The sequence below is a fragment of the Streptomyces sp. NPDC051822 genome, from assembly GCF_044452745.1.
Taxonomy (GTDB): Bacteria; Actinomycetota; Actinomycetes; order Streptomycetales; family Streptomycetaceae; genus Streptomyces.
This window is the reverse complement of the sequence record NZ_JBITBZ010000002.1, coordinates 17,156-40,661: the sequence shown is the minus strand read 5'-3', so window position 1 is coordinate 40,661 and position 23,506 is coordinate 17,156. Positions and strand designations below refer to the sequence as shown.

General features: G+C 73.5%; 24 protein-coding genes. 5 read left to right on the top strand and 19 right to left on the bottom strand.

The genetic code is table 11. The features are described from left to right. Nucleotides 1-2: 2 nt before the first annotated feature. Entirely contained in the window at nt 3-1,025 is a 1,023-nt protein-coding gene (locus tag ACIA8N_RS05995; protein WP_365783282.1) for a hydroxyacid dehydrogenase, read from the top strand. Here ACIA8N_RS05995 and ACIA8N_RS05990 read toward each other — a convergent pair. Beyond that, on the bottom strand, nt 1,002-4,454 hold the full coding sequence (locus tag ACIA8N_RS05990) for a hypothetical protein (protein WP_365783280.1): 3,453 nt from the start codon (nt 4,452-4,454) through the stop codon (nt 1,002-1,004). The two genes, ACIA8N_RS05995 and ACIA8N_RS05990, sit on opposite strands and share 24 nt — an antisense overlap. Nucleotides 4,455-4,500: 46 nt before the next feature. On the opposite strand from ACIA8N_RS05990, the gene ACIA8N_RS05985 reads away from it, so the two are divergent. Continuing rightward, complete coding sequence (locus tag ACIA8N_RS05985; protein ID WP_365783278.1) at nt 4,501-5,199, top strand: ester cyclase; 699 nt, start codon at nt 4,501-4,503, stop codon at nt 5,197-5,199. Between the two features lie 116 nt (nt 5,200-5,315). Here ACIA8N_RS05985 and groL read toward each other — a convergent pair whose 3' ends face one another. From groL to ACIA8N_RS05965, 4 genes are all read right to left on the bottom strand, one after another. After that, nucleotides 5,316-6,941, bottom strand: coding sequence for a chaperonin GroEL (gene groL, locus ACIA8N_RS05980; protein ID WP_030549194.1), 1,626 nt, complete (start codon nt 6,939-6,941; stop codon nt 5,316-5,318). A 131-nt stretch (nt 6,942-7,072) separates the two neighbouring features. Beyond that, entirely contained in the window at nt 7,073-7,381 is a 309-nt protein-coding gene (groES, locus tag ACIA8N_RS05975; protein ID WP_015035628.1) for a co-chaperone GroES, read from the bottom strand. A 144-nt stretch (nt 7,382-7,525) separates the two neighbouring features. Next, nucleotides 7,526-7,807 (bottom strand): hypothetical protein, encoded by a 282-nt coding sequence (locus tag ACIA8N_RS05970; RefSeq protein WP_365783275.1) that lies wholly within the window; start codon nt 7,805-7,807, stop codon nt 7,526-7,528. Beyond that, nucleotides 7,804-8,724 carry a polysaccharide deacetylase family protein gene (locus ACIA8N_RS05965; protein WP_365783273.1) on the bottom strand — a complete coding sequence of 307 codons (921 nt, stop codon included), beginning with the start codon at nt 8,722-8,724 and terminating at the stop codon, nt 7,804-7,806. Before ACIA8N_RS05965 ends, ACIA8N_RS05970 begins: the two co-directional genes overlap by 4 nt. A 129-nt stretch (nt 8,725-8,853) precedes the next feature. Between ACIA8N_RS05965 and ACIA8N_RS05960 the strand changes: the two genes are divergently transcribed. Continuing rightward, a complete protein-coding gene (locus ACIA8N_RS05960) occupies nt 8,854-10,056 on the top strand; it encodes a methyltransferase domain-containing protein (RefSeq protein ID WP_365783271.1) in 1,203 nt (400 codons plus the stop codon). A gap of 85 nt (nt 10,057-10,141) precedes the next feature. Here the strand turns inward: ACIA8N_RS05960 and ACIA8N_RS05955 are convergent, their stop codons facing one another. From ACIA8N_RS05955 to tsaB, 8 genes are all read right to left on the bottom strand, one after another. Next, on the bottom strand, nt 10,142-10,765 hold the full coding sequence (locus tag ACIA8N_RS05955) for a hypothetical protein (RefSeq protein ID WP_365783269.1): 624 nt from the start codon (nt 10,763-10,765) through the stop codon (nt 10,142-10,144). A gap of 76 nt (nt 10,766-10,841) precedes the next feature. Continuing rightward, nucleotides 10,842-12,047 (bottom strand): RNA polymerase sigma factor, encoded by a 1,206-nt coding sequence (locus ACIA8N_RS05950; RefSeq protein WP_399416073.1) that lies wholly within the window; start codon nt 12,045-12,047, stop codon nt 10,842-10,844. 76 nt (nt 12,048-12,123) lie between these two features. Further along, on the bottom strand, nt 12,124-12,489 hold the full coding sequence (locus tag ACIA8N_RS05945; RefSeq protein WP_030211465.1) for a YciI family protein: 366 nt from the start codon (nt 12,487-12,489) through the stop codon (nt 12,124-12,126). Between the two features lie 99 nt (nt 12,490-12,588). Next, the gene (locus tag ACIA8N_RS05940; RefSeq protein ID WP_365783265.1) at nt 12,589-13,461 is read right to left on the bottom strand and encodes a polysaccharide deacetylase family protein; all 873 of its coding nucleotides are present in this window, start codon (nt 13,459-13,461) and stop codon (nt 12,589-12,591) included. Nucleotides 13,462-13,507: 46 nt separating this feature from the next. Next, a complete protein-coding gene (locus tag ACIA8N_RS05935; RefSeq protein ID WP_365783368.1) occupies nt 13,508-13,747 on the bottom strand; it encodes a hypothetical protein in 240 nt (79 codons plus the stop codon). Between the two features lie 11 nt (nt 13,748-13,758). Then, nucleotides 13,759-14,859 carry a tRNA (adenosine(37)-N6)-threonylcarbamoyltransferase complex transferase subunit TsaD gene (gene tsaD, locus ACIA8N_RS05930; protein WP_365783263.1) on the bottom strand — a complete coding sequence of 367 codons (1,101 nt, stop codon included), beginning with the start codon at nt 14,857-14,859 and terminating at the stop codon, nt 13,759-13,761. A gap of 31 nt (nt 14,860-14,890) precedes the next feature. Next, entirely contained in the window at nt 14,891-15,352 is a 462-nt protein-coding gene (rimI, locus tag ACIA8N_RS05925; protein WP_030549220.1) for a ribosomal protein S18-alanine N-acetyltransferase, read from the bottom strand. A 23-nt stretch (nt 15,353-15,375) separates the two neighbouring features. Next, a complete protein-coding gene (gene tsaB, locus ACIA8N_RS05920; protein ID WP_365783261.1) occupies nt 15,376-16,032 on the bottom strand; it encodes a tRNA (adenosine(37)-N6)-threonylcarbamoyltransferase complex dimerization subunit type 1 TsaB in 657 nt (218 codons plus the stop codon). Nucleotides 16,033-16,152: 120 nt separating this feature from the next. Between tsaB and ACIA8N_RS05915 the strand changes: the two genes are divergently transcribed. Further along, complete coding sequence (locus tag ACIA8N_RS05915; RefSeq protein WP_365783366.1) at nt 16,153-16,695, top strand: hypothetical protein; 543 nt, start codon at nt 16,153-16,155, stop codon at nt 16,693-16,695. Nucleotides 16,696-16,722: 27 nt separating this feature from the next. On the opposite strand, the gene ACIA8N_RS05910 is transcribed toward ACIA8N_RS05915, so the two are convergent. The 6 genes from ACIA8N_RS05910 to ACIA8N_RS05885 all read right to left on the bottom strand — a co-directional run bounded on the left by ACIA8N_RS05910 (nt 16,723) and on the right by ACIA8N_RS05885 (nt 22,943). After that, nucleotides 16,723-16,917 (bottom strand): hypothetical protein, encoded by a 195-nt coding sequence (locus ACIA8N_RS05910; RefSeq protein WP_365783259.1) that lies wholly within the window; start codon nt 16,915-16,917, stop codon nt 16,723-16,725. 124 nt (nt 16,918-17,041) lie between these two features. Then, a complete protein-coding gene (gene tsaE, locus ACIA8N_RS05905; RefSeq protein ID WP_030211478.1) occupies nt 17,042-17,542 on the bottom strand; it encodes a tRNA (adenosine(37)-N6)-threonylcarbamoyltransferase complex ATPase subunit type 1 TsaE in 501 nt (166 codons plus the stop codon). 10 nt (nt 17,543-17,552) lie between these two features. Then, nucleotides 17,553-18,737 (bottom strand): alpha/beta hydrolase, encoded by a 1,185-nt coding sequence (locus tag ACIA8N_RS05900; RefSeq protein ID WP_365783257.1) that lies wholly within the window; start codon nt 18,735-18,737, stop codon nt 17,553-17,555. 12 nt (nt 18,738-18,749) lie between these two features. Beyond that, nucleotides 18,750-19,898 carry an alanine racemase gene (alr, locus tag ACIA8N_RS05895; protein WP_365783255.1) on the bottom strand — a complete coding sequence of 383 codons (1,149 nt, stop codon included), beginning with the start codon at nt 19,896-19,898 and terminating at the stop codon, nt 18,750-18,752. A 20-nt stretch (nt 19,899-19,918) separates the two neighbouring features. After that, nucleotides 19,919-20,785 (bottom strand): L,D-transpeptidase family protein, encoded by an 867-nt coding sequence (locus ACIA8N_RS05890; protein WP_365783253.1) that lies wholly within the window; start codon nt 20,783-20,785, stop codon nt 19,919-19,921. A 718-nt stretch (nt 20,786-21,503) separates the two neighbouring features. After that, nucleotides 21,504-22,943, bottom strand: coding sequence for an NAD(P)H-hydrate dehydratase (locus ACIA8N_RS05885; RefSeq protein ID WP_365783251.1), 1,440 nt, complete (start codon nt 22,941-22,943; stop codon nt 21,504-21,506). Nucleotides 22,944-23,064: 121 nt separating this feature from the next. On the opposite strand from ACIA8N_RS05885, the gene ACIA8N_RS05880 reads away from it, so the two are divergent. Continuing rightward, a complete protein-coding gene (locus ACIA8N_RS05880; RefSeq protein WP_365783249.1) occupies nt 23,065-23,361 on the top strand; it encodes a hypothetical protein in 297 nt (98 codons plus the stop codon). The last annotated feature ends 145 nt before the right edge of the window (nt 23,362-23,506 follow it).

Genomic DNA, 23,506 nt, shown 5'->3' with positions numbered 1-23,506 from the left:
CGATGCACCCGACCACTGACAACCGCCCTTCCCTCCTCCTCGCGATGGGCAGGGGCGTCCCCGAACGCCTCCTCACCGACACCCACCGCACCCGCCTCACCCGGCTCGCGCACACCGACCCGCACCTGGTGGCGCACGACCTGACCGCCCCCGACGCGCGCGTCGCCGCGGCCCTCGCCGAGGCCGAGGTCCTCCTCACCTGCTGGGGAGCGACCCCCCTCACTCCCGACGTCCTCGACCGCGCGCCGCGCCTGCGGGCCGTCGTCCACGCCGCCGGCTCCGTCAAGCACCACATCACCGAAGCCTGCTGGGAACGCGGCCTCCGCGTCACCTCGGCCGCCGCCGCCAACGCGCTGCCCGTCGCCGAGTACACGCTCGCCGCGATCCTCTTCGCAGGGAAGCGGGTCCTCGGCTCCGCCCAGCGCTACGCCGAACTCCGCACCGGCCACGCCTGGCTCACCGAGTCCACGACCTGGGGCAACTACCGCCGCACCGTCGGCATCGTCGGCGCCTCCCGCATCGGGCGCCGGGTCATCGACCTCCTGCGCCCCTTCGACCTCGACATCCTCCTGTACGACCCGTACGTCGACGTCCCGCCGCCCGGCGTGGAACTGGTGACCGACCTCGGCGAACTGTGCGCCCGCAGCACGGTCGTCTCGGTCCACGCGCCACAACTCCCGTCCACGTACCGCATGATCGGCGCGGCCCAGCTCGCCGCGATGCCGGACGGGGCAACCCTGATCAACACCGCCCGAGGCTCCCTGATCGACGAGAAGGCCCTCCTCCCGCACCTCCTCACCGGCCGCCTCCACGCCACCCTGGACGTCACGGACCCGGACCTCCCGCCCCCCGACTCCCCGCTCTACACCCTCCCGAACGTCCTGCTCACCCCGCACGTGGCCGGCTCCCTGGGCAACGAACTGCACCGGATGGCGGACCAGGCGCTCGAGGAGATCGCGCGGTACGCGCGCGGGGAGCCCTTCGCGGAGGAGGTCAGGGCGTCAGACCTCCAGCGTTCGGCGTAGGCGGTCGGCCTCCGCCACCACCAGGGGGAAGGTCTCGGGGGCACTGTGGAGGACGGCGGGCAGGACGTCGGACCAGGAGCCGAGGTGCAGGCCGAGGGCGGTGCACTCCCGGGCCCGGACGGGGTCGGGGTGGACCCGGGCCAGGTCGGCGTAGACGGCGGCGCACCGGTGACCGAGCGCGTGCAGCCCGGCGAGGAGCCGGGCCGCCTCCTCGTACGCGCATTCCCGGACGAGGTTCCCGGCAACGAGCAGCAGCAGCTGTTCGGCGTTCCGGGGATCCGCCTCCCGGGCATGGCGGCACGCCTCCTCGTGGGCGCCGAGGGCGACGAGGGCCTCGGCGACGTTCCGCGCCTGGGTCGTCGGATTCAGCGGCTCGACGGCCGCCCGCGCCAGCCCCACCAGGCGTTCCGCCGCCCCGCGCCTCCCCAGGGCGAGCAGCGCGCGCACACGGTCCGGCAGGAACTCGACGCCGAGTCCCCCGGTCCGGGCCGTCCCCACCTCTGCGAGCCGGCGGGCCGCCTCGTGCGCCCGTCCGTCCCGCGCCATCCCCGCCACCATGATCAAGGACATCCGGTCCTGGTCGAACGAGCTGCCCTCCCGCTCCAGAAGCGCCGCCCGGTCCCAGGCCCTCGCCTCCACCAGGCCGCGAACGGCCACCGCCAGGGTCCGCCCGGAGGGCAGCCCGCCGTTGCGGGCCAGGCGGACCACCGCGTCGAAGTCGCCCTCCGCGAGGCGGGCCCCGATCACCGTCTCCGTCCAGAGAACCCCGCCCGTGGCCAGCTCCTCCGCACGGTCCACCGCGCCCACCGCCACCAGCGCGGACACGAACCCGAGACCGTCGTCCGCCCCGCTGTGTTCGGCCACGGCGAGCAGGGACCGCGCCTCCTCCGCCCTGCCCACACCCGCCAGCGCCCGCGCCACGCCCAGGAGCACCTCGGCGGCCGCCTCGGGCTCGGGGGCCCGCAGCGTCCGTTCCGCCTCGACGAGCAGCTCCATCGCCGCCTCCGGGTCGCCCGCGTCGAGAAGCGCGTCCGCGATCCCCACCTGCGCCACGGCCCCCTTCCGGCCACCGTCCAGCAGGGCCTGCGCCCGCTCCCGGCGGCCCGCGCGGCAGAGCGCCCGCGCGTACGCGGCCAGCAGATCCGCGTGCCACTCCCCGCCGAGGCGGTCGACGACCGCACCCGCCCCGTCGAGGTCGCCCGCGCGCAGCAGGGCCTTGCCGAGCTTGAGCCGCAGCTGCACCGTGGCCAGGGACTTCGACTCCTCCATCATCGCCTCCGCCTCGTCAAGACGCCCTTCCTCGACGAGCCCGTCGACGACGAGCTGGAGGATCGGCTCGCCGGTCCCTCCGGGTATCTCGGCGGCGGCCTTCCGGGCCCGGTCCCAGGCACCGGCTTCGGCGAACTCCCGCCCCCACCGGCCTGGCTGCGGCCCCGGGAACTGCTCCCGGGTCCAGCGGTCGAGGTGCTCGAACTCGCCCGCGGCAGCGAGCGCCCGCGCCGTCTCGAACAGCCAGTGGGCCCTCGGCGCCGCGTCGAGACTCCGCAGCGCCTCGGAGCGGAGCGCGTCCGCCCGCTCCTCGTGACCGGCCGCCCGCAGGGCCCGCGAACCGTCGAGGAGCAGCGCGACCCCGACATGCGGGTCGCGGGCGACCGCCTCGCGCACGAGCCGCTCTGCCTCCCCCGCGCGGCCCGCGGCTGCCAGCGCCCCGGCCACCCGTGCCACGGCCACGAGCCGAAGCAGGAAGTTCTGGTCCTGGGTGAGCGCGGCGGCACGCTCGTACTGTCCGGCCGCGCAGAGCGCGTCGAGGAGGGACAGCAGCAGACGCCGCCGTTCCACGCCGTACTCGACCGTGAGCACGCGCCGCTCTGCACGGTCCAGCTCGCCGGTCGCGAGGAGGGCCGTCACCAGGTACCCCGTGAGCAGCTCCCGATCGGAGCGGTTCCCCTCGGCCAGGACGATCCCCTCGGCCTCCGTCACCAGTTCGTCGGCGGCCGGCCGGTCCCCCGCCTCCAGGAGCCTGAGCGCGACCGCACACAGCCCGTGCACCGTCTCCAGACGGCCCTCGCTCCGGACGAGGGCCGTCGCCCGGTCGATCCGCCCCGCCGCCGCCCACACCGCCGCCAGTTCGACCGGTACGCCACCGGCGCGCCGCATCAGCTCGTCGCGCCGGAACGCGAGCCGCAGCATCGTCGCCACGAGGTCCGCCTTGTTGCCGCGTTCGAGGACCGCCTCGCCCGTCGCCCGGACCTCCGCCATTGCCTGGCCCACACCCCCGGTCTCCTCCTGGAGCCGGTCGTGCCGCGCCCCGTCGAGAGCGCAGGCGAGCATCTGGTCCAGGTCACCGGCGGCCCGCACCATCGGGACGTAGCCGTGCAGGAGGTACGCCGGGGTGCCGTCCGGCCAGCCCCGGTCCCGCCAGGTCCCGGCCCAGGCGTGCAGCACCTCCCGGCACCGGGTCAGCTCCCGCGCGCCCAGCATCTCCCGCGCGCCGGCAGCCAGTTCCTCGTGCGCGAGCAGATACGCCTCACCCCGTACCGCGAACGTCCGCCCCGGGCCCGTACGCAGCACGTCCCTGACCCGGTAGGGCACTTCGCCGGTCAGCTCCGCGAGGTCGTCCGCCGTGAGGCCGCCGCCCGCCGCCGTGAGCAGTGCCAGGAGTTCGTACGGCAGACCGCCCGCCTCCAGGAGCCGCTTCAGCTCGCGTTCCGCCTCCGCCCGGATCACACAGGCCCTCGGAGAAGGGAACAGGATCCGTACGACCTCCGGGTCCCGGAGCGGGTGGTCCTCCGGCACGTCGAACGGAAGGGGCGGGTTGAGGCGGCCGGAGACGATGACAGGCAGGTCGTACGGAAGGAGTGACGCGATCGAGTGGGCGTCCGGGCCCGTCGTCACGCCCCGGTCCTCGTCGAGACCGTCGACGAGGAGGACAAGGCGCTCGCCGCGCGCCGCGCAGGCCTCGGCGGCGGAGCCGTACAGGCGCAGCAGGTGGGCCTCGCGGGTCGCGGCGGTGAGGAGGGCGGGGAGGCCCTGCCCGGCCAGTTCCGCGAGCTGTTCCAGGACGACGTCCACGTACGCAGCGACGTCGTTGTGGGCGCCGAGCCGGGCCGTGATGAAGAAGGGGACGATCCGCACCCCCGGCGGTGGGTTGCGGGCGAACCAGGACAGCAGGGCCGTCTTCCCCGCCCAGGCGTCCGCCCGCCACCAGATGTACGCGGGGCCGGAGTCGGCGCGACAGAAGGCCGCGAGCTCCGCCAACTCCTCTTCGCGGCCCACGAGTTCCTCGGGGGCGATCCGGCGGACCTGCTCGCGGTATCCGGAGCGGATCTCCGGCGGTTCCGGTACGCCGATCCGGTTGTTGTGGCCGATCACGACGTTGCCCGCCGTGTCCGCGACCGTGACCGACCGCTCTCCCCCTGCCCACTCCATCCGCCCAACCTAGACTGGAAGGGTCCTACCTGGGTCGGGAGGCACCATGAGCTTTGTACAAATCATCGACTGCAAGACCAGTCGGGTCGACGACCTGAACCGCCTCATGGATCAGTGGGTCGAGCAGACCAAGGGCAAGCGGACAGCGACCCACAGCATCGTCGGCAAGGACCGCTCGGACGCCTCCCACGTCGTGGAGATCGTCGAGTTCCCCTCGTACGACGTGGCGATGCGGAACTCTCAGCTCCCCGAGACGGACCGGATCTTCCGGGAGATGGTCGCGCTCTGTGACGAGATGCCGACCTTCACCGACCTGGACGTGGTGCGGGACGAGGCGCTGTACAAGGGCAACGCCCGGCGGCTCCTGGAGATGTTCGTCGGCGAGCCGGAGCTCGCGCTGCTCGACGAGGTGCTGGCCGAGGGCTACCACGACCACGATCCGACCAACGAGCAGGACGTCATCGGCATGGACGCGGTCCGCCGCGAGGTCCGGATGTGGCGGGGCGGCTTCGACTTCGGCTTCACCGTCGAGGACCAGATCGCCGAGGGCGACCGGGTCTGCACCCGCTGGATGTTCAAGGGATCCCACGTGGGCGACTTCATGGGGCTCCAGCCCACCGGCATGGAGGTGACCATGACGGGGACGGTGATCCACCGCTTCCGGGACGACGGGAAGATCGTGGAGGGGTGGTGGCAGTACGACCTGCTCGGGCTGATGGCGCAGCTCGGCGCCGTGGAGGCGTAGGCCGTGGCGGCGTAGGAGGAGCGGGAAAGACGCGAGGCCCGGTGCCCCCGCGACGGGGGCACCGGGCCTCGGTGATCAGCGGGGCACCAGGCCTCGGCGATCGGTGACGACTGGCGTCAGTGGGAGTGGCCGTGGCCGCCGTGGCCGTGGTCCGCCGGCTCCTCTTCCTTCTTCTCCACCACGAGGGTCTCGGTGGTGAGGAGGAGGGAGGCGATCGAGGCGGCGTTCTCCAGGGCGGAGCGCGTCACCTTCACCGGGTCGATGACGCCGGCCTTGACCAGGTCGCCGTACTCGCCGGTGGCGGCGTTGAAGCCCTGGCCCTTGTCGAGCTCGGCGACCTTCGAGGTGATGACGTAGCCCTCGAGGCCGGCGTTCTCGGCGATCCAGCGCAGCGGCTCGACGGCGGCGCGGCGGACGACCGCGACACCCGTGGCCTCGTCGCCGGTCTTGTCGAGGTTGCCCTCGAGGACCTTGACGGCGTGGACCAGAGCGGAGCCACCACCGGAGACGATGCCCTCCTCGACCGCGGCGCGGGTCGCGGAGATGGCGTCCTCCAGACGGTGCTTCTTCTCCTTCAGCTCCACCTCGGTGGCGGCGCCGACCTTGATCACGCACACGCCGCCGGCCAGCTTCGCGAGGCGCTCCTGGAGCTTCTCGCGGTCCCAGTCGGAGTCCGTGGACTCGATCTCGGCCTTGATCTGGTTGACGCGGCCGGCGATGTCCTCGGCGTTGCCGCCACCGTCGACGATGGTGGTGGCGTCCTTGGCGATGGTCACGCGGCGGGCGGTGCCGAGCACGTCCAGGCCGGCCTGGTCGAGCTTGAGGCCGACCTCCTCGGCGATGACGGTGGCACCGGTGAGGGTGGCCATGTCGCCGAGCATCGCCTTGCGGCGGTCGCCGAAGCCGGGGGCCTTGACGGCCACGGCGTTGAACGTGCCACGGATCTTGTTCACGACCAGGGTCGACAGGGCTTCGCCCTCGACGTCCTCGGCGATGATCAGGAGCGGCTTGCTGGCGCCGGCCTGGATGACCTTCTCCAGGATGGGCAGCAGGTCCTGGATGGAGGAGATCTTGCCCTGGTTGATCAGGATGTACGGGTCGTCGAGGACGGCCTCCATACGCTCCTGGTCGGTCACCATGTACGGGGACAGGTAGCCCTTGTCGAAGGCCATGCCCTCGGTGAAGTCGAGCTCCAGGCCGAAGGTGTTGGACTCCTCGACGGTGATGACACCGTCCTTGCCGACCTTGTCCATCGCCTCGGCGATGAGCTCGCCGACCTGCTGGTCCTGCGCGGAGAGCGCGGCGACGGCGGCGATGTCGGACTTGTCCTCGATCGGACGCGCGGTGGCGAGGAGCTCCTCGGAGACGGCCTTGACGGCGGCGTCGATGCCCTTCTTCAGGGCGGCCGGGGAGGCACCGGCGGCGACGTTGCGCAGACCCTCGCGGACCAGGGCCTGGGCGAGCACGGTGGCGGTGGTGGTGCCGTCACCCGCGATGTCGTTGGTCTTGGTCGCCACCTCCTTCACCAGCTGGGCGCCGAGGTTCTCGTACGGGTCCTCGAGCTCGACCTCGCGGGCGATGGTGACACCGTCGTTGGTGATGGTGGGGGCGCCGAACTTCTTGTCGATGACGACGTTGCGGCCCTTGGGGCCGATCGTCACCTTCACCGTGTCGGCAAGCTTGTTGACGCCGCGCTCAAGGGCGCGACGGGCGTCTTCGTCGAACTTCAGGATCTTCGCCATGGGAGCGGTTCAGCCCTCTCGGAATAGGGTGGAACGAACCGCGCCCCGGGGCGCCTGGAAGGGGCCTCGGGGCGCAGCTCTGAGCATCTGCTTCAGTGCTCGGTACTTCGGTACTTCGGTACTTCGGTGAACTACTTCTCGACGATCGCGAGCACGTCGCGAGCCGAGAGGACGAGGTACTCCTCGCCGTTGTACTTCACCTCGGTGCCGCCGTACTTGCTGTACAGCACGACATCGCCGGTCTTGACGTCGAGCGGCAGACGCTCGCCGTTCTCGAAGCGACCCGGGCCGACGGCCAGGACGACGCCCTCCTGGGGCTTCTCCTTGGCGGTGTCCGGGATGACCAGGCCAGAGGCGGTGGTCTGCTCGGCGTCGAGCGGCTGGACCACAATGCGGTCCTCGAGCGGCTTGATGGCAACCTTGGAGCTGGTGGTCGTCACGATCCGACCTCCCCCTTCGGAGATTACGGGGTTAACTGTCTGAGGTGGCGACCAGGTGGATCCGTCGTCGCGGGTGCCGGACCTGCCTGTCGCTGTGTTGGCACTCTCCGGTGGGGAGTGCCAGAGCCGAGACTATGACCGCGATTAGCACTCGGTCAAGCGGAGTGCCAATTCATCGCTCCGTGGCGTGACCGGGCGACCCTTTCCCGGCCCCTTGCACCCCTTCGCGTCCACCGCGTCCACCGCACCCACCGCGTCCTTCGCGTCCTTCGCCGGCGTGGGACGGGGGTTCACCCGCTCCGCCGCCTTCCGGCCGAGCCGTTCGATCGGGTCGACCGAGGAGGCGCAGGCCGGGAGGGCGAGCAGCGCGCCGGTCACGGCGAGGACCGCGGCCCAGCGCCCCCGGCGTACGGGGAGTGTCCTCACACGTAGTCCTCGAGCTTCGCGACCGCGTACCCCTTGGCCGTGATCACGTTCATCACCCGGCGGATCATGTCGGGCATGGACCCCTTCCAGTCGCCCTTGCCCCGGAAGTGGGTCAGCACGATGTCGCCGGGGTGCAGGTCCCGGTCCCACTCGCGCCACTCCATGCGGTCGGGGAAGGCCTCGGAGGCCCACAGCGGAACCGCCTTCACCCCGCAGCTCTTGGCGGCGCGCAGGGTGTCCTCGTTGTAGTTGCCGTACGGGGGGCGGAAGAGCGGCGGCCGCTTGCCGTACCGCTTCTCGATGACGTCCTGCATGCCGCAGATCTCGCGCTTCTGCTGCCGGTACGAGAGCCCGGGCAGGTAGCGGTGGTTGAGGGTGTGGTTGTGCAGGGAGACCCCGCCCTCCTGCGACTTCTGCATCCGGGCGAAGTAGCCGTAGTCGTCCTTGACGACGTAGTCGCTGAGGAAGGCGCTGTACGGGATCTTCAGGTCCGTCATCATCCGCAGCAGCGCGGGGTCCTTCTCGGCGCCGTCGTCGATCGTCAGGAAGACGACCTTCTGCTTGGTCGGCACGGTGGTGAAGACGGGCGGCAGCCCTTCGCCGTCGGTCTCGAAGCCCTTGCGGGTGGTGATCTTCGGCTTCACGGCGGGCGGGGCGGGCGCGTCGAGCGGGGGCCGGGCGAGGCCCCACTTCTTCGCGGCGAGCACGCGGGCGGCACGCTGCGCGCGGATCTTCTCGACGTACGCGTTGAGCGCGCCCGACGCGGCCTGCGCCGGGGGCTGCTGCCCGGCGGCGGGGGCGGGCGCGCCGGCGTCCGGCTCGGCGCCGCCGGAGCAGCCCGCGGCGGCGGAGGCGAGGGCGGCGACGACGAGCGCCGCCCCGAGCGCACGAGACGAACGATGGGCACCATTTGCCATCATTTGTTCCTTTTGTCGTACGAGTCGTATGGCGCCGCATCCTGTCAGCGCCCGTCCGCCTCCCGGGGCGCGACACCGCCGTACCGCGCGCACGTCCCCCGGCCGGCCCACAGCATCACAGGGCCCACAATGGGACGGGTGACCGACCTCGCCTCCTTCGCCTCCCTGCTCGGCCCCGAGGGACAGACCCTCCTCGCCGCCCTGCGCGACCACGACCCCGCCCAGGAGCTCGCGGTCGTCTCCCGGCTCCGCCGCGACCACCCCGCCGAGCTGGTCACGGCGGCCGTCGGGCAGGCACGGCTGCGGCAGCGGGCGGTGGCGAAGTTCGGCGCCGAGGACGCGTACCGGATGTACTTCACCCCGAACGGCGTCGAGCAGTCGACCCGCGCCTCGGTCGGCACCTACCGGGCCACCCGCCTGAAGGCGCTCGGCGTCCGCGGTGTCGCGGACCTCTGCTCCGGGATCGGCGGCGACGCGATCGCCCTCGCCCGCGCCGGGATCTCCGTCCTCGCCGTCGACCGCGACCCGCTGACCGCGGAGGTGGCCCGCGCCAACGCCGAGGCGCTCGGCCTCTCCGAGCTGATCGAGGTGCGGTGCGCGGACGTCACCGACATCGACACCGCCCCCTACGACGCGGTGTTCGTCGACCCGGCGCGGCGCGGCGGCCGGGGCCGGATCTTCGACCCGGAGGCGTACTCCCCGCCGCTCTCCTGGGCGGTCGAGGCGGCCCGCAAGGCCCCGCACGCGGCCCTGAAGGTGGCCCCCGGCATCCCGCACGAGGCGGTGCCCGCCGAGGCCGAGGCCGAGTGGATCTCGGACGGCGGCGACGTCAAGGAGGCCGTCCTCTGGTTCGGTACGGAACCGGGCGCCCGCCGGGCCACCCTGCTGCCCTCGGGCGCGGGGCTCACCGGCCGCGGCCTGCCCGACCCGGCGGTCCGCCCGGTCGGCCGCTATCTCTACGAGCCGGACGGCGCGGTCATCCGCGCGCACCTCGTCGCCGAGGTCGCGGAGGACCTGGACGGCGGCCTGATCGACGAGACGATCGCCTACGTCACAGCGGACGCGCTCGTCGCCACCCCGTACGCCGCCGCCTACGAGATCACCGACGAACTCCCCTTCAACCTGAAGAAGCTGAAGGCCCTGCTGCGGGAACGCGAGGTCGGCACCCTGACGGTGAAGAAGCGCGGCTCGGCCGTGGAGCCGGAGGAGATCCGCCGCAGGGTGAAGCCGAAGGGCCCGAACGCCGCGACGGTCCTGCTCACGCGCGTGGCGGGGGCCCCGACGATGCTGATCGGCGGGCCGGCGCGCCCCGACGGCGACGGCGGCCGCTGAGTCCAGGCCCTGTCCGGCGGATCAGGGTCGGACAGCGCCGCGGACCCGGCCATGATCCGCCGGGCAAGACACCCCCTAGAGCCTCTCAATGGCCCCCGCGTGTCAGGCGGAGCGCGAGGCGGTAGTGGCCGACGGCCTTCACCAGGCCCGTGAGGCCCGTGACCCAGAGGATCAGGGCGATGCCCATGCCGTACGCGACCAGGCCGTAGCCGTCGTTCCGGCTGACGCCCATCGGGACCGCGAAGCCCATCCACAGCCCGAACCCGCACATCGCGGCGGACAGCAGCAGCCAGCAGACGCTGAGGACGGGGGCGCGCAGTCGGGCGTCCGTCGGGCCGTGCCGGTCCAGGGCCGCCCAGAGGACCAGGCGTTCGCGCACGACCCGGTCGCGCCGCATGCCGCGGACCGTCAGCCACACCGCCGTGCCGAGCACGCCAACACCCGGGAGCGCCGTGAAGAGGCCGGTCAGCATCATGACCGGGTCGGGTTCCGGGCCGCCGAGCGAGATCAGAAGGACGCTCATCAGCCCCCAGCCAAGCTGGAGCAGGAGGAACCCGAGCAGGAACATCACGAGCCGCACGCCGCCGAGCAGCCGCCTCCCGAGCTCGTCGAGGGCCAGCGCCCGGTCGGCGATCCGCGCGTCCCGGTCGGGCCAGCTCTGGAGTTCGGCGGGCGGGGGCGGCGGCGGCAGCAGGGTACGCGGGGACATGGCGAGCACCCTAAGGGGGCGCCGAACAGGCCCCGTTGGACACCCCCCACGGACGGCCGCCCGCCGACCGCCCCCGTCACCCTCCGCCCAGCTCCCGCGCCTTCTCCCGCAACAGCGCCCGCTCGCTCTCGTTACGGGTCAGCCCGGCGGCCCGCTCGAACTCCGCACGGGCCTCCGCCGCCCGCCCGAGCCGGGCCAGCAGGTCGCCCCGCACGCTCGGCAGCAGGTGATAGCGGGTCAGGGCGGCTTCGGCGGCGAGGGCGTCGACGATCGGGAGGGCCGCCGCCGGGCCCTCGGCCATCGACACGGCGACCGCGCGGTTCAGTTCGACCACCGGGGAGGGGGCGAGCGTCCCCAACTGCCGGTACAGCGCGGCGATGGTCGTCCAGTCGGTCTCCTCGTACGAGGCGGCCCGCGCGTGGCAGGCGGCGATGGCGGCCTGGAGGGCGTACGGCCCGTACGAGCGCCCGTCCCCGGCCCGCTCCAGGGCGGCGAACCCGCGCCGGACCATCAGCCGGTTCCAGCGCCGCCGGTCCTGCGCGGCGAGCAGCACCGGCCGCCCGTCGGGCCCGGTCCGCGCCGCCGCCCGGGAGGCCTGCAGTTCCAGGAGGGCGGCCAGGCCCTGCGCCTCGCCCTCCTCCGGTACGAGGGCGGCGAGGACCCGGGCGAGCCGCAGCGCGTCCTCGCACAGGCCGGGCCGCAGCAGGTCGTCGCCCGCGGTGGCCGCGTACCCCTCGTTGAAGATCAGGTAGACGACCTCGAGGACGGAGCCCAGCCGGGCCGCCCGCTCCTCCCCGTACGGCACCTCGAAGTCGACGCCCGCCTTCGCGAGCGTCCGCTTGGCGCGGGTGATCCGGGCCGCGACGGTCGCCTCCGGCACGAGAAAGGCGCGGGCGATCTCGTCCGTGCGGAGCCCGCCGACGAGCCGCAGGGTCAGGGCTGCCCTCGCCTCGGCGGAGAGCACCGGGTGACAGGCGGTGAAGATCAGCCGCAGCACGTCGTCGTCGATGTCGCCGGGGCCCGCCGGCTCGGGGTCGTACGACTCCTCCGTGAGCGTCCTGCCCACCTCGGCGAGCTTCCGCGCGTACGTCTCGCGCCGCCGCACCAGGTCGACGGCGCGGTGCTTGGCGGTGGCCGTCAGCCAGGCTCCCGGCCGCTCCGGGACCCCTGACCGCGGCCACTGCTCAAGGGCGGCGAGGAGCGCGTCCTGGGCGATCTCCTCGGCGATGCCGACGTCCCGGACGATCCGCGCCGCGGTGGCGACGATCCGCGCCGACTCCATCCGGAAGACCGTCTCCAGCGTGCTCTCCACCGTCACGGTTCACATGACAGCACACGGGACCGACAAGGCGGCCGGATCAGCCCTCCGGCATCTCCTCGACCTCGCGGACCTCCAGGCCGACCTTCCACTGCGGCGGGTGGACGGCCAGGAAGCGCTTCCCCCACTCGACGGCCTCGGCCATGTCCTTGCACTGGAGCATGGCGTAGCCGCCGACGACCTCCTTGGTCTCGGTGAACGGGCCGTCGGTGTACGACAGCTTCCCGTCCGACCAGGTGATCCGGGTGGCCTCGGCGGTGGGCCTGAGCCCGGCCGTGTCGACCATGGCGCCGGCCTTGTTGATCTCCTCGAAGAGCGCGCCCATCCGCTCCTCGAAGCCGGGGTCGGCGCTCTCCATGTCGATGGTGTTCTCCTCGATGCGGACGAGGGACAGGAAGCGGGGCATGACGACTCCTCGGTGGTGCGGGTGGCGGGGCCGTTCCCCGCCTTCCACACATACGTCGAACGGGCCGGACCCGCATCGACACCACGCCCGGAGAATTCCTCAGACGTAGTCCTCCAGGCGGGCCACGGTGAAGCCCTGCTCCTGGATGCGGCGCAGCATCGTGGCCGTCATCTCGGTCATCGTCCGGCCCTTGAGCTCGGAGGGGCCGCGGAAGTGGGCCAGGATGATGTCGCCGGGGCGCAGCTTCCGGTCGCCGCGCTGGTACTGCATGTTCTTGATCTGCATGGACTCGCGCCACAGCACGATCGCGTCGACGCCGCACGTGCCCGCCGCCGCGCGGGTGTCCTCGTTCCAGTTGCCGTAGGGCGGGCGGAAGAGCCGCGGGGCCGTGCCGTACCGCTGCGTCAGCTTCGTCTGCTGGCCGCAGATCTCGCGGCGCTGGGCCTCGCGCGAGAGGGTGCGCAGGTTGGGGTGGGTGAGGGTGTGGTTGGCGAGCCCGTGGCCCTGGGCGACGAGCGGGGCGAAGTACGCGTAGTCGCCGCGGATGGCCGCGTCGGTGAGGAACATCGTGACGGGGACCTTGAGGTCCTTCATCATCGTGACGAACTCGGGGTCCTTCTCCGCACCGTCGTCGATCGTGATGAAGACGATCTTCTCGGTGGTGGGGACGTCGCTGATGACGGGGACGGGTCCGCCGGGCCGCCGGACGACCGGCTTGGTCGCGGGCGGGGCCGGCGGCTGCGCGAAGGGCTTGAGCCCCCACTTGCGGTACGCGGCGGCTGCGGCGGCCCCGGGGCCCGCCGGCGCCTCGTCCGGCACCGAGCCCCCTGCCCTGTCCCCCGCCGGAGGCGTCGCCCCGCTCTCGGCCGGCCGCCTCGGGGCCGGGGCGGCGGCGGGGTCCTCCGACGCGCAGCCGGTCACGAGCAGGGCGACGGCGGTGAGGGCCGCCCACAGCGCGATCGTCTTCTTCACGCGTTGTGGGATGCCCGTCCGAACCGAAAGGTTGCCCGACCCTCGCTTATTCCACCGATTCGAAGCGCCAGCGGTGGACCGGACGGGTGATCAGGTCCGCGTCCGGCTCGGGCAGCTCGGGCAGCTCGGCGTCGAAGGACTCCGCCTCCCACCAGGTGAGGACGAGGACGCGGTCCTGGGGGGCGCGGAGGATCTCCCGCCGGACCGGCTCACGGCCCAGGACCTGGGCACGTGCCCACTCCAGGAGCTCGGCGCCCCGGCCCTGGGCGGCCCGCGCCTCCCACATGAGGGTGAGCCTCACGAGTACAGGTTCTCCTTGCTGACCTCGTGCACGTGATCGTGGTCGTGGGCACGGCCGGGCACGTGCGGGTCCGTCACCGGAAGCGACGAGTCCGCCGACAGCTCCAGGTCGGAGGCCGGCCGGTTGCGGGCGACCATCTCGGAGCCGAGGGCCGCGACCATCGCGCCGTTGTCGGTGCACAGGCCGGGGCGCGGCACCCGCAGCCGGATGCCGGCCCGCTCGCAGCGCTCCTCCGCGAGGGCCCGGAGGCGCGAGTTGGCGGCGACGCCGCCGCCGATCATCAGGTGGTCGACGCCCTCGTCCTTGCAGGCCCGGACGGCCTTGCGGGTGAGCACGTCGACGACCGCCTCCTGGAAGGACGCGGCCACGTCCCGCACCGGCACGTCCTCGCCGGCCGCGCGCTTGGCCTCGATCCAGCGGGCCACGGCCGTCTTGAGGCCGGAGAAGGAGAAGTCGTACGCGGGGTCCCTGGAGCCGCTCAGGCCGCGCGGGAACGCGATGGCGGCCGGGTCGCCCTCCCTGGCGAGCCGGTCGATGACCGGTCCGCCGGGGAAGCCGAGGTCGAGGACGCGGGCGATCTTGTCGAAGGCCTCGCCGGCCGCGTCGTCGATGGTGGCGCCGAGGGGCCGCACGTCGGAGGTGATGTCGGCGGAGAGCAGCAGCGAGGAGTGGCCGCCGGAGACGAGCAGGGCCATCGTCGGCTCGGGCAGCTTGCCGTGCTCCAGCTGGTCGACGCAGATGTGCGAGGCGAGGTGGTTCACGCCGTAGAGCGGCTTGCCGAGTGCGTACGCGTACGCCTTGGCGGCCGATACGCCGACGAGCAGCGCGCCCGCGAGGCCGGGCCCCGCGGTGACGGCGATGCCGTCGAGGTCCTTCGGGGAGACGCCGGCCGTCTTGAGGGCGCGTTCGATCGTCGGGACCATCGCCTCCAGGTGGGCGCGGGAGGCGATCTCGGGCACGACGCCGCCGAAGCGGGCGTGGGTGTCGACGCTGGACGCGACGGCGTCGGCGAGGAGCGTGGTGCCGTGGACGATGCCGACGCCGGTCTCGTCGCAGGAGGTCTCGATGCCGAGTACGAGGGGTTCGTCAGCAGCCATCAGTCATTCCAGCCATGGGTCGGTACGGACATCAGATCTCGGTCTCAGTTCCTTGGACGGTCAGTCGCATCACGAGCGCGTCCACGTTTCCGGGCTGGTAGTAGCCGCGCCGGAAGCCGATGGGCTCGAAGCCGAAGCGCTCGTAGAGCTTCTGGGCCCGGGTGTTGTCCACGCGCACTTCGAGGAGGACCTCGTCGCACTCGAAGGCGGTGGCTTCCTTCAGGAGGTCGGTGAGGAGCCGGGCGCCGAGGCCGGTGCCCCACTGGTCGCGGGCGACGGCGATCGTCTGCACGTCGCCGAGTCCGCCGGCGGCGGCGAGCCCGGCGTATCCGACGATCCGCCCCGCGCCGTCCTCGGCGACGATGTAGTGGCGCGTGGCCCCGGGGCCCCGCGCGTGCGCGAGCTCCGACCAGAACATCCCCGCCGACCAGGCGTCCTCGGGGAAGAGCTCGTCCTCGAGGGCCAGCACCGGGGTGATGTCCCACCAGCGCATCTCGCGCAGCTCCACGGGGCCGGTCACTTGGGAGTGACCACCTTGTAGTTCTTCGGCACCTGCGCGTCGGGGCGGCGCAGGTACATCGGCAGCGGGTCGAGGAACCCGTCCCCGCCGGCCGCCAGCTTCTCCGCGGCGAGCGCGGCGAGCGCCGCGGCCGACTGGTGCTCGGGGTCGCGGGCGTCGGGGAAGGCCTCCGGGTAGAGGCGGGCGCCCGCGCCGACGACCGGGAGACCGGCGAGCCGCTCGGCGATGTCGGCGGGCCGGTCGACGGCCGCGTCGCCCGCGCGCGTGCGGGAGTCGTCGTACCGCGCCCAGTAGACCTCCTTGCGGCGCGCGTCCGTGGCGACGGCGAAGGGCTCGTCGATCCCGGAGGCGTACGCGAGGCCGTCGAGGGTGCAGAGTCCGTGGACCGGGACCCCGAGGGCGGAGGAGAAGGCGGCGGCCGTGACGAGGCCGACGCGCAGGCCCGTGTAGGGGCCGGGGCCGACACCGACGACGACGCCGGTGACCGCGTCGAGCTTCAGCCCGGCCTCCTTGAGGACCCGGTCGACGGCGGGCAGCAGCAGCTCCCCGTGACGGCGGGCGTCGACCTGGCTCGACGAGGCGACGACGGCCTCGCCGTCGTGCAGGGCGACGGTGACGGCGGGGGTGGCGGTATCCATGGCGAGCAACAGCACGCGAACAGCCTACGGCTCCCGGGCACGGTGCCCCGCCCCTCGCTCCCCCTGCTGCTACCGTCACCCTTCGATACGTTCGTACGAGAGGTGGGCACGGTGGCACGGAGCAGCTCGGGATTCGTGGCCGGGCTCACGGCGGCGGCCGTCGCGGCGGTCGGCTTCCTCGCCTACCAGGCCTCCGCGAACGTGCCGGCGAACCTGGCGGAGAAGCCGCGGGCGACGAGCACCGCCGCCCCGTCGATCTCGCCGAGCGGCGGCCCGACGCAGCCTCCCAGGAACCCCCTCGCCGTCCCGGCGAACTCGGGCACCGGTGAGCGGGTCGTTTACGCGCTCGCCGACCGCCGGGTGTGGCTGGTCGACGAGAAGGGCAAGACCACCCGTACGTTCACGGTGATGCCGAGCACGGTGAACCCGGCGCCCGGGTCGTACAGCGTGACCTCGCGCTCGGGGTCGGTCCGCGGTTCGGACGGCGTGCAGATCGAGCACGTGGTGCGGTTCGCGACGGCCGAGGACGTGTCGATCGGTTTCAGCGCGGCGGTCGACGGCTCGACGCCGAGCCCGGACCCGTCGCGGAAGACGGGCGGGATCCGCATGAAGCGTGCCGACGGGGACGCGCTGTGGATGTTCGCGGTGATCGGCGCGAAGGTCGTCGTCGTCGCCTGAGAAGCGACTGCCCGAGGTGCGGTGGCGCTACGCCGCCTCGTCCCGCACGGGCACGTGCAGGATCTCGTCACGTTCCGCCCGCTCGGCCCGCTCGGCCCGTTCCGCGCGCTCGGAGTGGAGCGAGGGTGGGGTCGAAAGGGTGCGGGCGGCCACGCAGGACGCCAGCAGCTCACTCATCGGGACGTGGTCCCGGCCGTGTCCCGCACGCTCCTGCGTCGCCATGCATGCCTCCCGTAGGTTAGGTACACCTAACCAGCTCGTGCATCCATGTCACCACGCCACGTACGAACGACGCAACACCTTCCCGACACGTTGTCGGAATCTACCTGCCCGCCCGCACGGCCGCTCAGAGCACTTCCAGGTCCTCGCCGGCCCAGCGCCGGCCGATCCCGCGCAGCACGACCGTCCGCCGGTCGTCGTCGGTGTCGCCGGTCACGCGGTGGATCAGGAGGTGCAGCCGGTCGTCGGTCAGCTCCTCGACCTTGCCGTCACCCCACTCGACGACGACGACCGACTCGGGCAGCGAGACGTCCAGGTCGAGGTCCTCCATCTCGTCGAGACCGCCGCCGAGGCGGTACGCGTCCACGTGCACCAGGGCCGGGCCGCCGACCAGGGACGGGTGGACGCGGGCGATGACGAAGGTCGGGGAGGTGACGGCCCCGCGCACCCCGAGGCCCTCGCCGAGGCCCCGGGTCAGGGTGGTCTTCCCGGCGCCGAGTTCGCCGGTGAGCATGACGAGGTCGCCGGGGCGGAGGATCTTCGCGAGGCGGCGGCCGAGTTCCTGCATCCGCTGGGGGGAGTCGACGGAGAGGGTGGCGCCGGAGAGGGGCGGGTGCGCTGCTTCCATGCCCGCCAATTTATCCGTTGCGGGGGTCCGGATCGGCCGCGACCGGCGCCGGCACCGCCCCCGCCCGTACGAGCAGGTCGGCGAGGCGGTCGGTGACCGCCTCCGGGTGCTCCAGCATCACCAGATGGCCGCCGTCCGGGACGATGACCAGCTCCGCGTCCGGGAGGAGATCGGCGATGGCCTCGGTGTGGGAACTGGGGGTCACCAGGTCGTGGTCCCCGGCGAGCGCGAGCACCGGAAGATCGGCGAGGACGGGCAGGGCGGCGGCCTTGTCGTGCTCGGCGAAGGCCGGGTAGAAGGCGGCGACCACGTCGATCGGTGTCGACTCGATCATCCGCTCCGCGAAGCGGGCGACCGCCGGGTCGACGTCCCTCGACGCGAACGAGTACTTCTTGATCAGCCCGGCGAACAGGTCCGCGGTCGCCCTGCGGCCCCGCTCGACCAGCTCCGCCTGGGAGCCGAGCGCCCGCAGCACCCCCGGCAGGACCCGGCGGACGGCGTTGACGCCGGCGATGGGCAGCCCGTACGAGACCTCCGCGAGCTTTCCGGCCGAGGTGCCGACGAAGGCGACGCCGACGACCCGGTCCCGGACGAACTCCGGGTACCGCTCGGCGAGCGCCATGATCGTCATGCCGCCCATCGAGTGCCCGACGAGGACGAGCGGGCCCTCGGGCGCGGCGACGTCGAGGACGGCCTTGAGGTCGCGGCCGAGCTGGTCGATGGTGACGGGCACACCGTCGGGACCGGCCTGCGAGACACCGGCGCCCGAACGGCCGTGACTGCGCTGATCCCAGTAGACGGTCCTGACGAGACCGCGCAGCGCCGCCCGCTGGAAGTGCCAGGAGTCCTGGTTGAGGCAGTAGCCGTGGCTGAAGACGACGGTGACGGGGGCGGGCTCCTTGCGCCCGAAGAGGCGCCGCCTGCGGGCGGGCGGAGCTTCCTCCTCGACCTCGTCCACCTCGTAGTAGAGGACGGTCGAGTCGTCGGCGAGGGCCCGGCCGGACGTCCCGCGCAGCCCGCCGTACGGGCCGGTGGCGTCGAGCGCGAGCCGCGCCTTCTGCCGTACGGAACGGCCGACGGTCAGCCGCTCGGCGGCGACCCCGACCGCGGCGCCCGCGGCGAGGACGCCTATCGCGGCGCCGGCGAACCCGGCGCGCCGCCAGCTGGTGGTACCGGTGCCGCCTGCCTCGCCCACGCCGTGGCCCCCCTACTCGCCCAGGTACACGCGCGGGACGCGCGCGCCGATCCGGGTGACGATCTCGTACGCGATGGTGTCGGCGGCCACCGCCCAGTCCTCGGCGGTCGGCTCGCCCCGCTCCCCCGAGCCGAAGAGCACCGCCTCGGTGCCGGGCTCGGGCGTGTCTCCGCCGAGGTCGACCACGAACTGGTCCATGGCGACCCGCCCGGCGACCGTGCGGACCTTGCCGTCGACGAGGACGGGCCCGCGGCCGGAGGCGTGCCGGGGGACGCCGTCGGCGTACCCCAGCGGCACGAGCCCGAGGGTGGTCTCCCCCTCGGTGACGTAGTGGTGGCCGTAACTGACCCCGTGGCCCTCCGGCACCTGCTTGACCAGCGCGATGCTGCCCTTCAGCGACATGACCGGCCTGAGGCCCAGCTCGGCGGAGGTGCCGAGCTCGGGGCTCGGCGAGACGCCGTACATCGCGATGCCGGGCCTGACCATGTCGAAGTGGGCCTCGGGAAGGGTGAGGGTGGCGGGCGAGTTGGCGATGTGCCGGACCTCGGGCTCGACACCGGCCTTCTCTGCGTGGTCGAGCATCGAGCGGAAGACGTCGAGCTGGGCGGCGATGGAGGGGTGGCGGGGCTCGTCGGCGCAGGCGAAGTGCGACCAGAGCCCGGTGACCTTGACGAGGCCGTTCTTCTCCGCCGTGAGGGCCTCGCCGACGAGCCGGGGCCAGTCGGCGGGCTGGCAGCCGTTGCGCCCGAGTCCGGTGTCGGCCTTGAGCTGGATACGAGCCGTCCGTCCGGTCCTGCCGGCCGCCTCGACGACCTCCTCCAGGGCCCACATCCCGCTCACGGACATGTCGAGACCGGCTTCGATGCCCTGGTCCCACGGGTCCCCGGGCGTCCAGAGCCAGCACATGACCGGCACGTCGGTGATCCCGGCGGCCCGCAGCGCGAGCGCCTCGTGCGGGGTGGCCGTCCCCAGCCAGTCGGCGCCCGCCTCCAGGGCGGCGCGGGCACAGCGGACGGCGCCGTGTCCGTACGCGTCGGCCTTGACCACGGCCATGACGCGGACGTGGGGGGCGACGCGGGCGCGCAGCGTGCGGACGTTCGCACGCAGCGCGCCGAGGTCGATCTCGGCGCGGGCTCTGCGGGGCGGCGGTGTCTCAGTCATCGCGCCCAGTCTCTCAGGTGTCAGCTGCCGGGCCGCTTTCCCCAGATGTAGACCCGGTCACCCTTGCGCAGCACGTCCCAGAGTTTCTCGGCGTGGCGGTAACTCAGATTGACGCAGCCCCGGCTGCCTGTGGGTGTGGCGAGCTGCCCGTAGACGGCGTGGAAGGCCTGGCCGCCGTCGAAGAACTGGGAGAAGGGCATGGGGGTGTCGTAGATGGACGACCAGTGGTCCTTGTTGCGCCAGTAGACGGAGTGCCAGCCGGTACGGGTGGCGTACCCGGGCCGCCCGCTGCGGATGTTGACGACGGCGAAGGTGACCTTCTTGTCCTTCCGCACCCACATCAACTGCCGGTCGAGATCGACACAGGCGACGGCGTACTTCTTGACGGGGCAGCGCCGTCCGGGGTCGAGGTTCTTCCGGGCGGCGAGCAGCTCGGCCCTGGACCAGGTGACGGGTCCCGCGTACCCGTTGGCGGGCTTGATCTTCTCCTTGACCTGGAAGGCCTTGATGGCCCGGCAGTCGGCGGCGGACTGCTTCCCGTCGACCCGCAGCTTCAGCAGCCGCTCGACCTGCCGCTGGTGGGTCCCGGTGGAGGCGGTACAGGCCGCTCCGACGGCACTGCGGGGCATGTACTCGACGGACTCGTCGACCTCCTGCTCCGGCTCGGGCACGGGCACACCCCCCTCCGAGCGCAGGGGCGGCAACACCTGGTCGGGCGTATCCATCGGATACTCGGCCCGCCCACCCCCGATCACCCCGGGCACGAGCGCCTCGGCGGACTCGGCGGACTCGCCGGGCGGCACGGGCGCGCCCCCACCACCCGGCTCATCGGCGGCGGCGACGGCGACGGGCCCGACGGCGAGCGCGGCGGCAAGAACGAACGACAACGAAGCGACACGACTTCTCGAACTGATCACCCCACCCACCCAAACCCCACCCCCGCCACCCGGCACACCGAGAGACGCGGCTGGGGCAACGGTTTCGCCCAAGTGGAGGCTCCCCCGCCACCGCCCGCACGGCGGCGGAACCACCGACCCCAGCGCGGCGAAGCGAGCGCCTTGGGGGGGGGCATGGGGCACAGCCCCGGAGGGGGTATGGGGGGCGCAGCCCCCGGAAGGGGCACGGGGGGGCACAGCCCCGGAGCGGGCACGGGGCCGCAGCCCCGGAGCGGGCACGGGGGGCGCAGCCCCCGGAGGGGGCACGGGGGGCGCAGCCCCCGGAGGGGGCACGGGGGGCGCAGCCCCCGGAGGGGGCACGGGGGGCGCAGCCCCCGGAGGGGGCACGGGGGCACAGCCCCGGAGCGGGCACGGGGGCACAGCCCCGGAGCGGGCACGGGGGGCGCAGCCCCCGGAGGGGGCACGGGGGCACAGCCCCCGGAGGGGGCACGGGGGCACAGCCCCGGAGCGGGCACGGGGGCACAGCCCCGGAGGGGGCACGGCGGCGCAGCCCCCGGGGCCGCCCCGCAAACAACACGTCCACCCGTGGCGCCGCGAAGCGGGCGCCCTGGGGCCCGGGGGCGCAGCCCCCGTGACATCCACCCCCCACCCCCACCAGCCCCCGGCAGGGTTTCGGGAAGGGGTGGGGTGGGGGGCTCAACCGCCGTGGCTACGACCCTCCGCACACGTCCCGCCACGCCTCCCCCAACCCCTCCGCCACCTCCCCCGCCGTCACCGGCCCCGCCGTCCCAGACCCCCGCCGCCCCGCCAGCCCGTGCAGGTACGCCGCGCACGACGCCGCGTCGACCGCCGGGAGGCCCGCCGCGAGGAGGGAGCCGGCGAGGCCGGAGAGGACGTCGCCGCTGCCGGCCGTGGCCAGCCAGCCGGTCCCGGTGGGGTTCACCCGTACGGGACCGCCACCGGGCCCGTACACCAGCGTCGTCGAGCCCTTGAGCAGCACCGTCGCCCCGAACCGCCCCACCAGTTCCCGTACCGCCGCGAGCCGCCCCGACTCCACCTCCTCGCGGGTGACGCCGAGCAGCGCCGCCGCCTCCCCGGCGTGCGGGGTGAGGAGGGTCGGGGCCGGGCGGGCCCGTACGAGAGCCGGGTCCAGGCCCCGGAGACCGTCCGCGTCCACGAGGACGGGAACCTCCGAGGCGAGGACCTCCTCGACACCCGGTTCGTCGCCGAGCCCGGGTCCGACGACCCAGGCCTGGACCCGCCCGGCCGCGGAGGGCGGCCCCGGATGGACGAGGGTCTCGGGGTGCCGGGCGATGACCGCGTCGGCGGCGGGCCCGACGTACCGCACGGCGCCCGCCCCGCCCCGCAGCGCGCCCGTGACGGTGAGGACGGCCGCGCCGGGGTAGCGGGCGGATCCGGCGACGACGCCGAGGACTCCGCGCCGGTACTTGTCGCTCTCGGCGCCGGGTACGGGCAGCAGCCTGGCGACGTCCTCGTGCTGGAGCGCCTCCAGGTCGGGCACGCCGGGCAGTTCGGCGCCCAGTCCGATGTCGACGAGCCGCAGCGCGCCCGCGTACTCCCGTGCGGGGTCGACGAGCAGCCCGGGCTTGTAGGTCCCGAAGGTCACCGTCACGTCCGCCCGCAGCGCCTCGCCCGCGACCTCGCCGGTGTCCGCGTCGACGCCGCTGGGCAGGTCGACGGCGACGACGACGGCGTCGGAGCCGCGCGCGGCCCGCGCGACGGGCACGGCGTCGGGCCTGAGCCCGCCCCGCCCGCCGATGCCGGTGATGCCGTCGAGGACGAGGTCGGCGGAGGCGAGGGGTGCGAACGGGTCGTCGGCGATCCTGCCTCCCGCCGCCCGGAGCGCCGCGAGCCCGCCTTCGTGGGCGCGGTCGCCGAGCAGGACGGCGGTGACGCCGGCGCCGCGCCGGGCGAGCCGGGCGCCGGCGTACAGGGCGTCGCCGCCGTTGTCGCCGCTGCCGACGAGGAGGACGACCCTCGCCCCGTACACCCGTCCCTTGCCGAGGAGCGAGCAGCAGGCGGCGGCGAGTCCGGCGGCGGCGCGGAACATGAGGGCGCCTTGGGGAAGCCGGGCCATGAGGGCGGCCTCTGCGGCCCGGACAGTCTGTTCGCGGTGAGCGGTACGCATGGTCAGCAGTCTGCCGCAGCCCCCAAGGGCCCGCCCGGAGGCGTGGGTTGACACCCCCCCCCACAGATCAACTTAGGCTTGCCTTACCTAAGTAGCCATCCCTTGGGAGGGCCACTCCGTCATGCGCACCCGCACCCTCACCCGTTCCGCCCTCACCCTGGCCTCCGCCGCCGCCCTCACCCTCGGCCTCGCCTCCACCGCCTCCGCCGCCACCACGAACCGCACCGTCACCGACGGCACCCACGACCGGGGCCCCGGCCGGCGAAACGGGAAACCCGCCGGACACCACGCCGTCGGCCACACCGGAGGCCACGCCCGACGCCACGCAGGCCGGCACCCCCGCCGACGCCCGCACAGCCGCCCAGTCGCCCACCACCGGCCTGGCCACCACCGGCGGCCTCGCCGCCACGGGAAGTAGCACCCTCCCCATCGCCCTCACGGCGGCGAGCCTGGCCGCCCTGGGCGGCGCGGCCCTGATCGCGACCCGCCGGCGACGACGAGCGGCGCGGGACGACGACGGGGACACCCCCTAGGGGGCCCAGAACGCGCGCGGCGCACACAAC

What these genes read in the sequence shown, in the direction of transcription:
- ACIA8N_RS05995 (WP_365783282.1), top strand. Translation starts at nt 3, where the DNA reads ATGCACCCGACCACTGACAACCGCCCTTCCCTCCTCCTCGCGATGGGC.
- ACIA8N_RS05990 (WP_365783280.1), bottom strand. Translation starts at nt 4,454, where the DNA reads ATGGAGTGGGCAGGGGGAGAGCGGTCGGTCACGGTCGCGGACACGGCG.
- ACIA8N_RS05985 (WP_365783278.1), top strand. Translation starts at nt 4,501, where the DNA reads ATGAGCTTTGTACAAATCATCGACTGCAAGACCAGTCGGGTCGACGAC.
- groL (WP_030549194.1), bottom strand. Translation starts at nt 6,941, where the DNA reads ATGGCGAAGATCCTGAAGTTCGACGAAGACGCCCGTCGCGCCCTTGAG.
- ACIA8N_RS05965 (WP_365783273.1), bottom strand. Translation starts at nt 8,724, where the DNA reads ATGGCAAATGGTGCCCATCGTTCGTCTCGTGCGCTCGGGGCGGCGCTC.
- ACIA8N_RS05960 (WP_365783271.1), top strand. Translation starts at nt 8,854, where the DNA reads ATGGGACGGGTGACCGACCTCGCCTCCTTCGCCTCCCTGCTCGGCCCC.
- ACIA8N_RS05955 (WP_365783269.1), bottom strand. Translation starts at nt 10,765, where the DNA reads ATGTCCCCGCGTACCCTGCTGCCGCCGCCGCCCCCGCCCGCCGAACTC.
- ACIA8N_RS05950 (WP_399416073.1), bottom strand. Translation starts at nt 12,047, where the DNA reads ATGGAGTCGGCGCGGATCGTCGCCACCGCGGCGCGGATCGTCCGGGAC.
- ACIA8N_RS05945 (WP_030211465.1), bottom strand. Translation starts at nt 12,489, where the DNA reads ATGCCCCGCTTCCTGTCCCTCGTCCGCATCGAGGAGAACACCATCGAC.
- ACIA8N_RS05935 (WP_365783368.1), bottom strand. Translation starts at nt 13,747, where the DNA reads ATGTGGGAGGCGCGGGCCGCCCAGGGCCGGGGCGCCGAGCTCCTGGAG.
- tsaD (WP_365783263.1), bottom strand. Translation starts at nt 14,859, where the DNA reads ATGGCTGCTGACGAACCCCTCGTACTCGGCATCGAGACCTCCTGCGAC.
- rimI (WP_030549220.1), bottom strand. Translation starts at nt 15,352, where the DNA reads ATGCGCTGGTGGGACATCACCCCGGTGCTGGCCCTCGAGGACGAGCTC.
- ACIA8N_RS05910 (WP_365783259.1), bottom strand. Translation starts at nt 16,917, where the DNA reads ATGGCGACGCAGGAGCGTGCGGGACACGGCCGGGACCACGTCCCGATG.
- tsaE (WP_030211478.1), bottom strand. Translation starts at nt 17,542, where the DNA reads ATGGAAGCAGCGCACCCGCCCCTCTCCGGCGCCACCCTCTCCGTCGAC.
- alr (WP_365783255.1), bottom strand. Translation starts at nt 19,898, where the DNA reads ATGACTGAGACACCGCCGCCCCGCAGAGCCCGCGCCGAGATCGACCTC.
- ACIA8N_RS05885 (WP_365783251.1), bottom strand. Translation starts at nt 22,943, where the DNA reads ATGCGTACCGCTCACCGCGAACAGACTGTCCGGGCCGCAGAGGCCGCC.
- ACIA8N_RS05880 (WP_365783249.1), top strand. Translation starts at nt 23,065, where the DNA reads ATGCGCACCCGCACCCTCACCCGTTCCGCCCTCACCCTGGCCTCCGCC.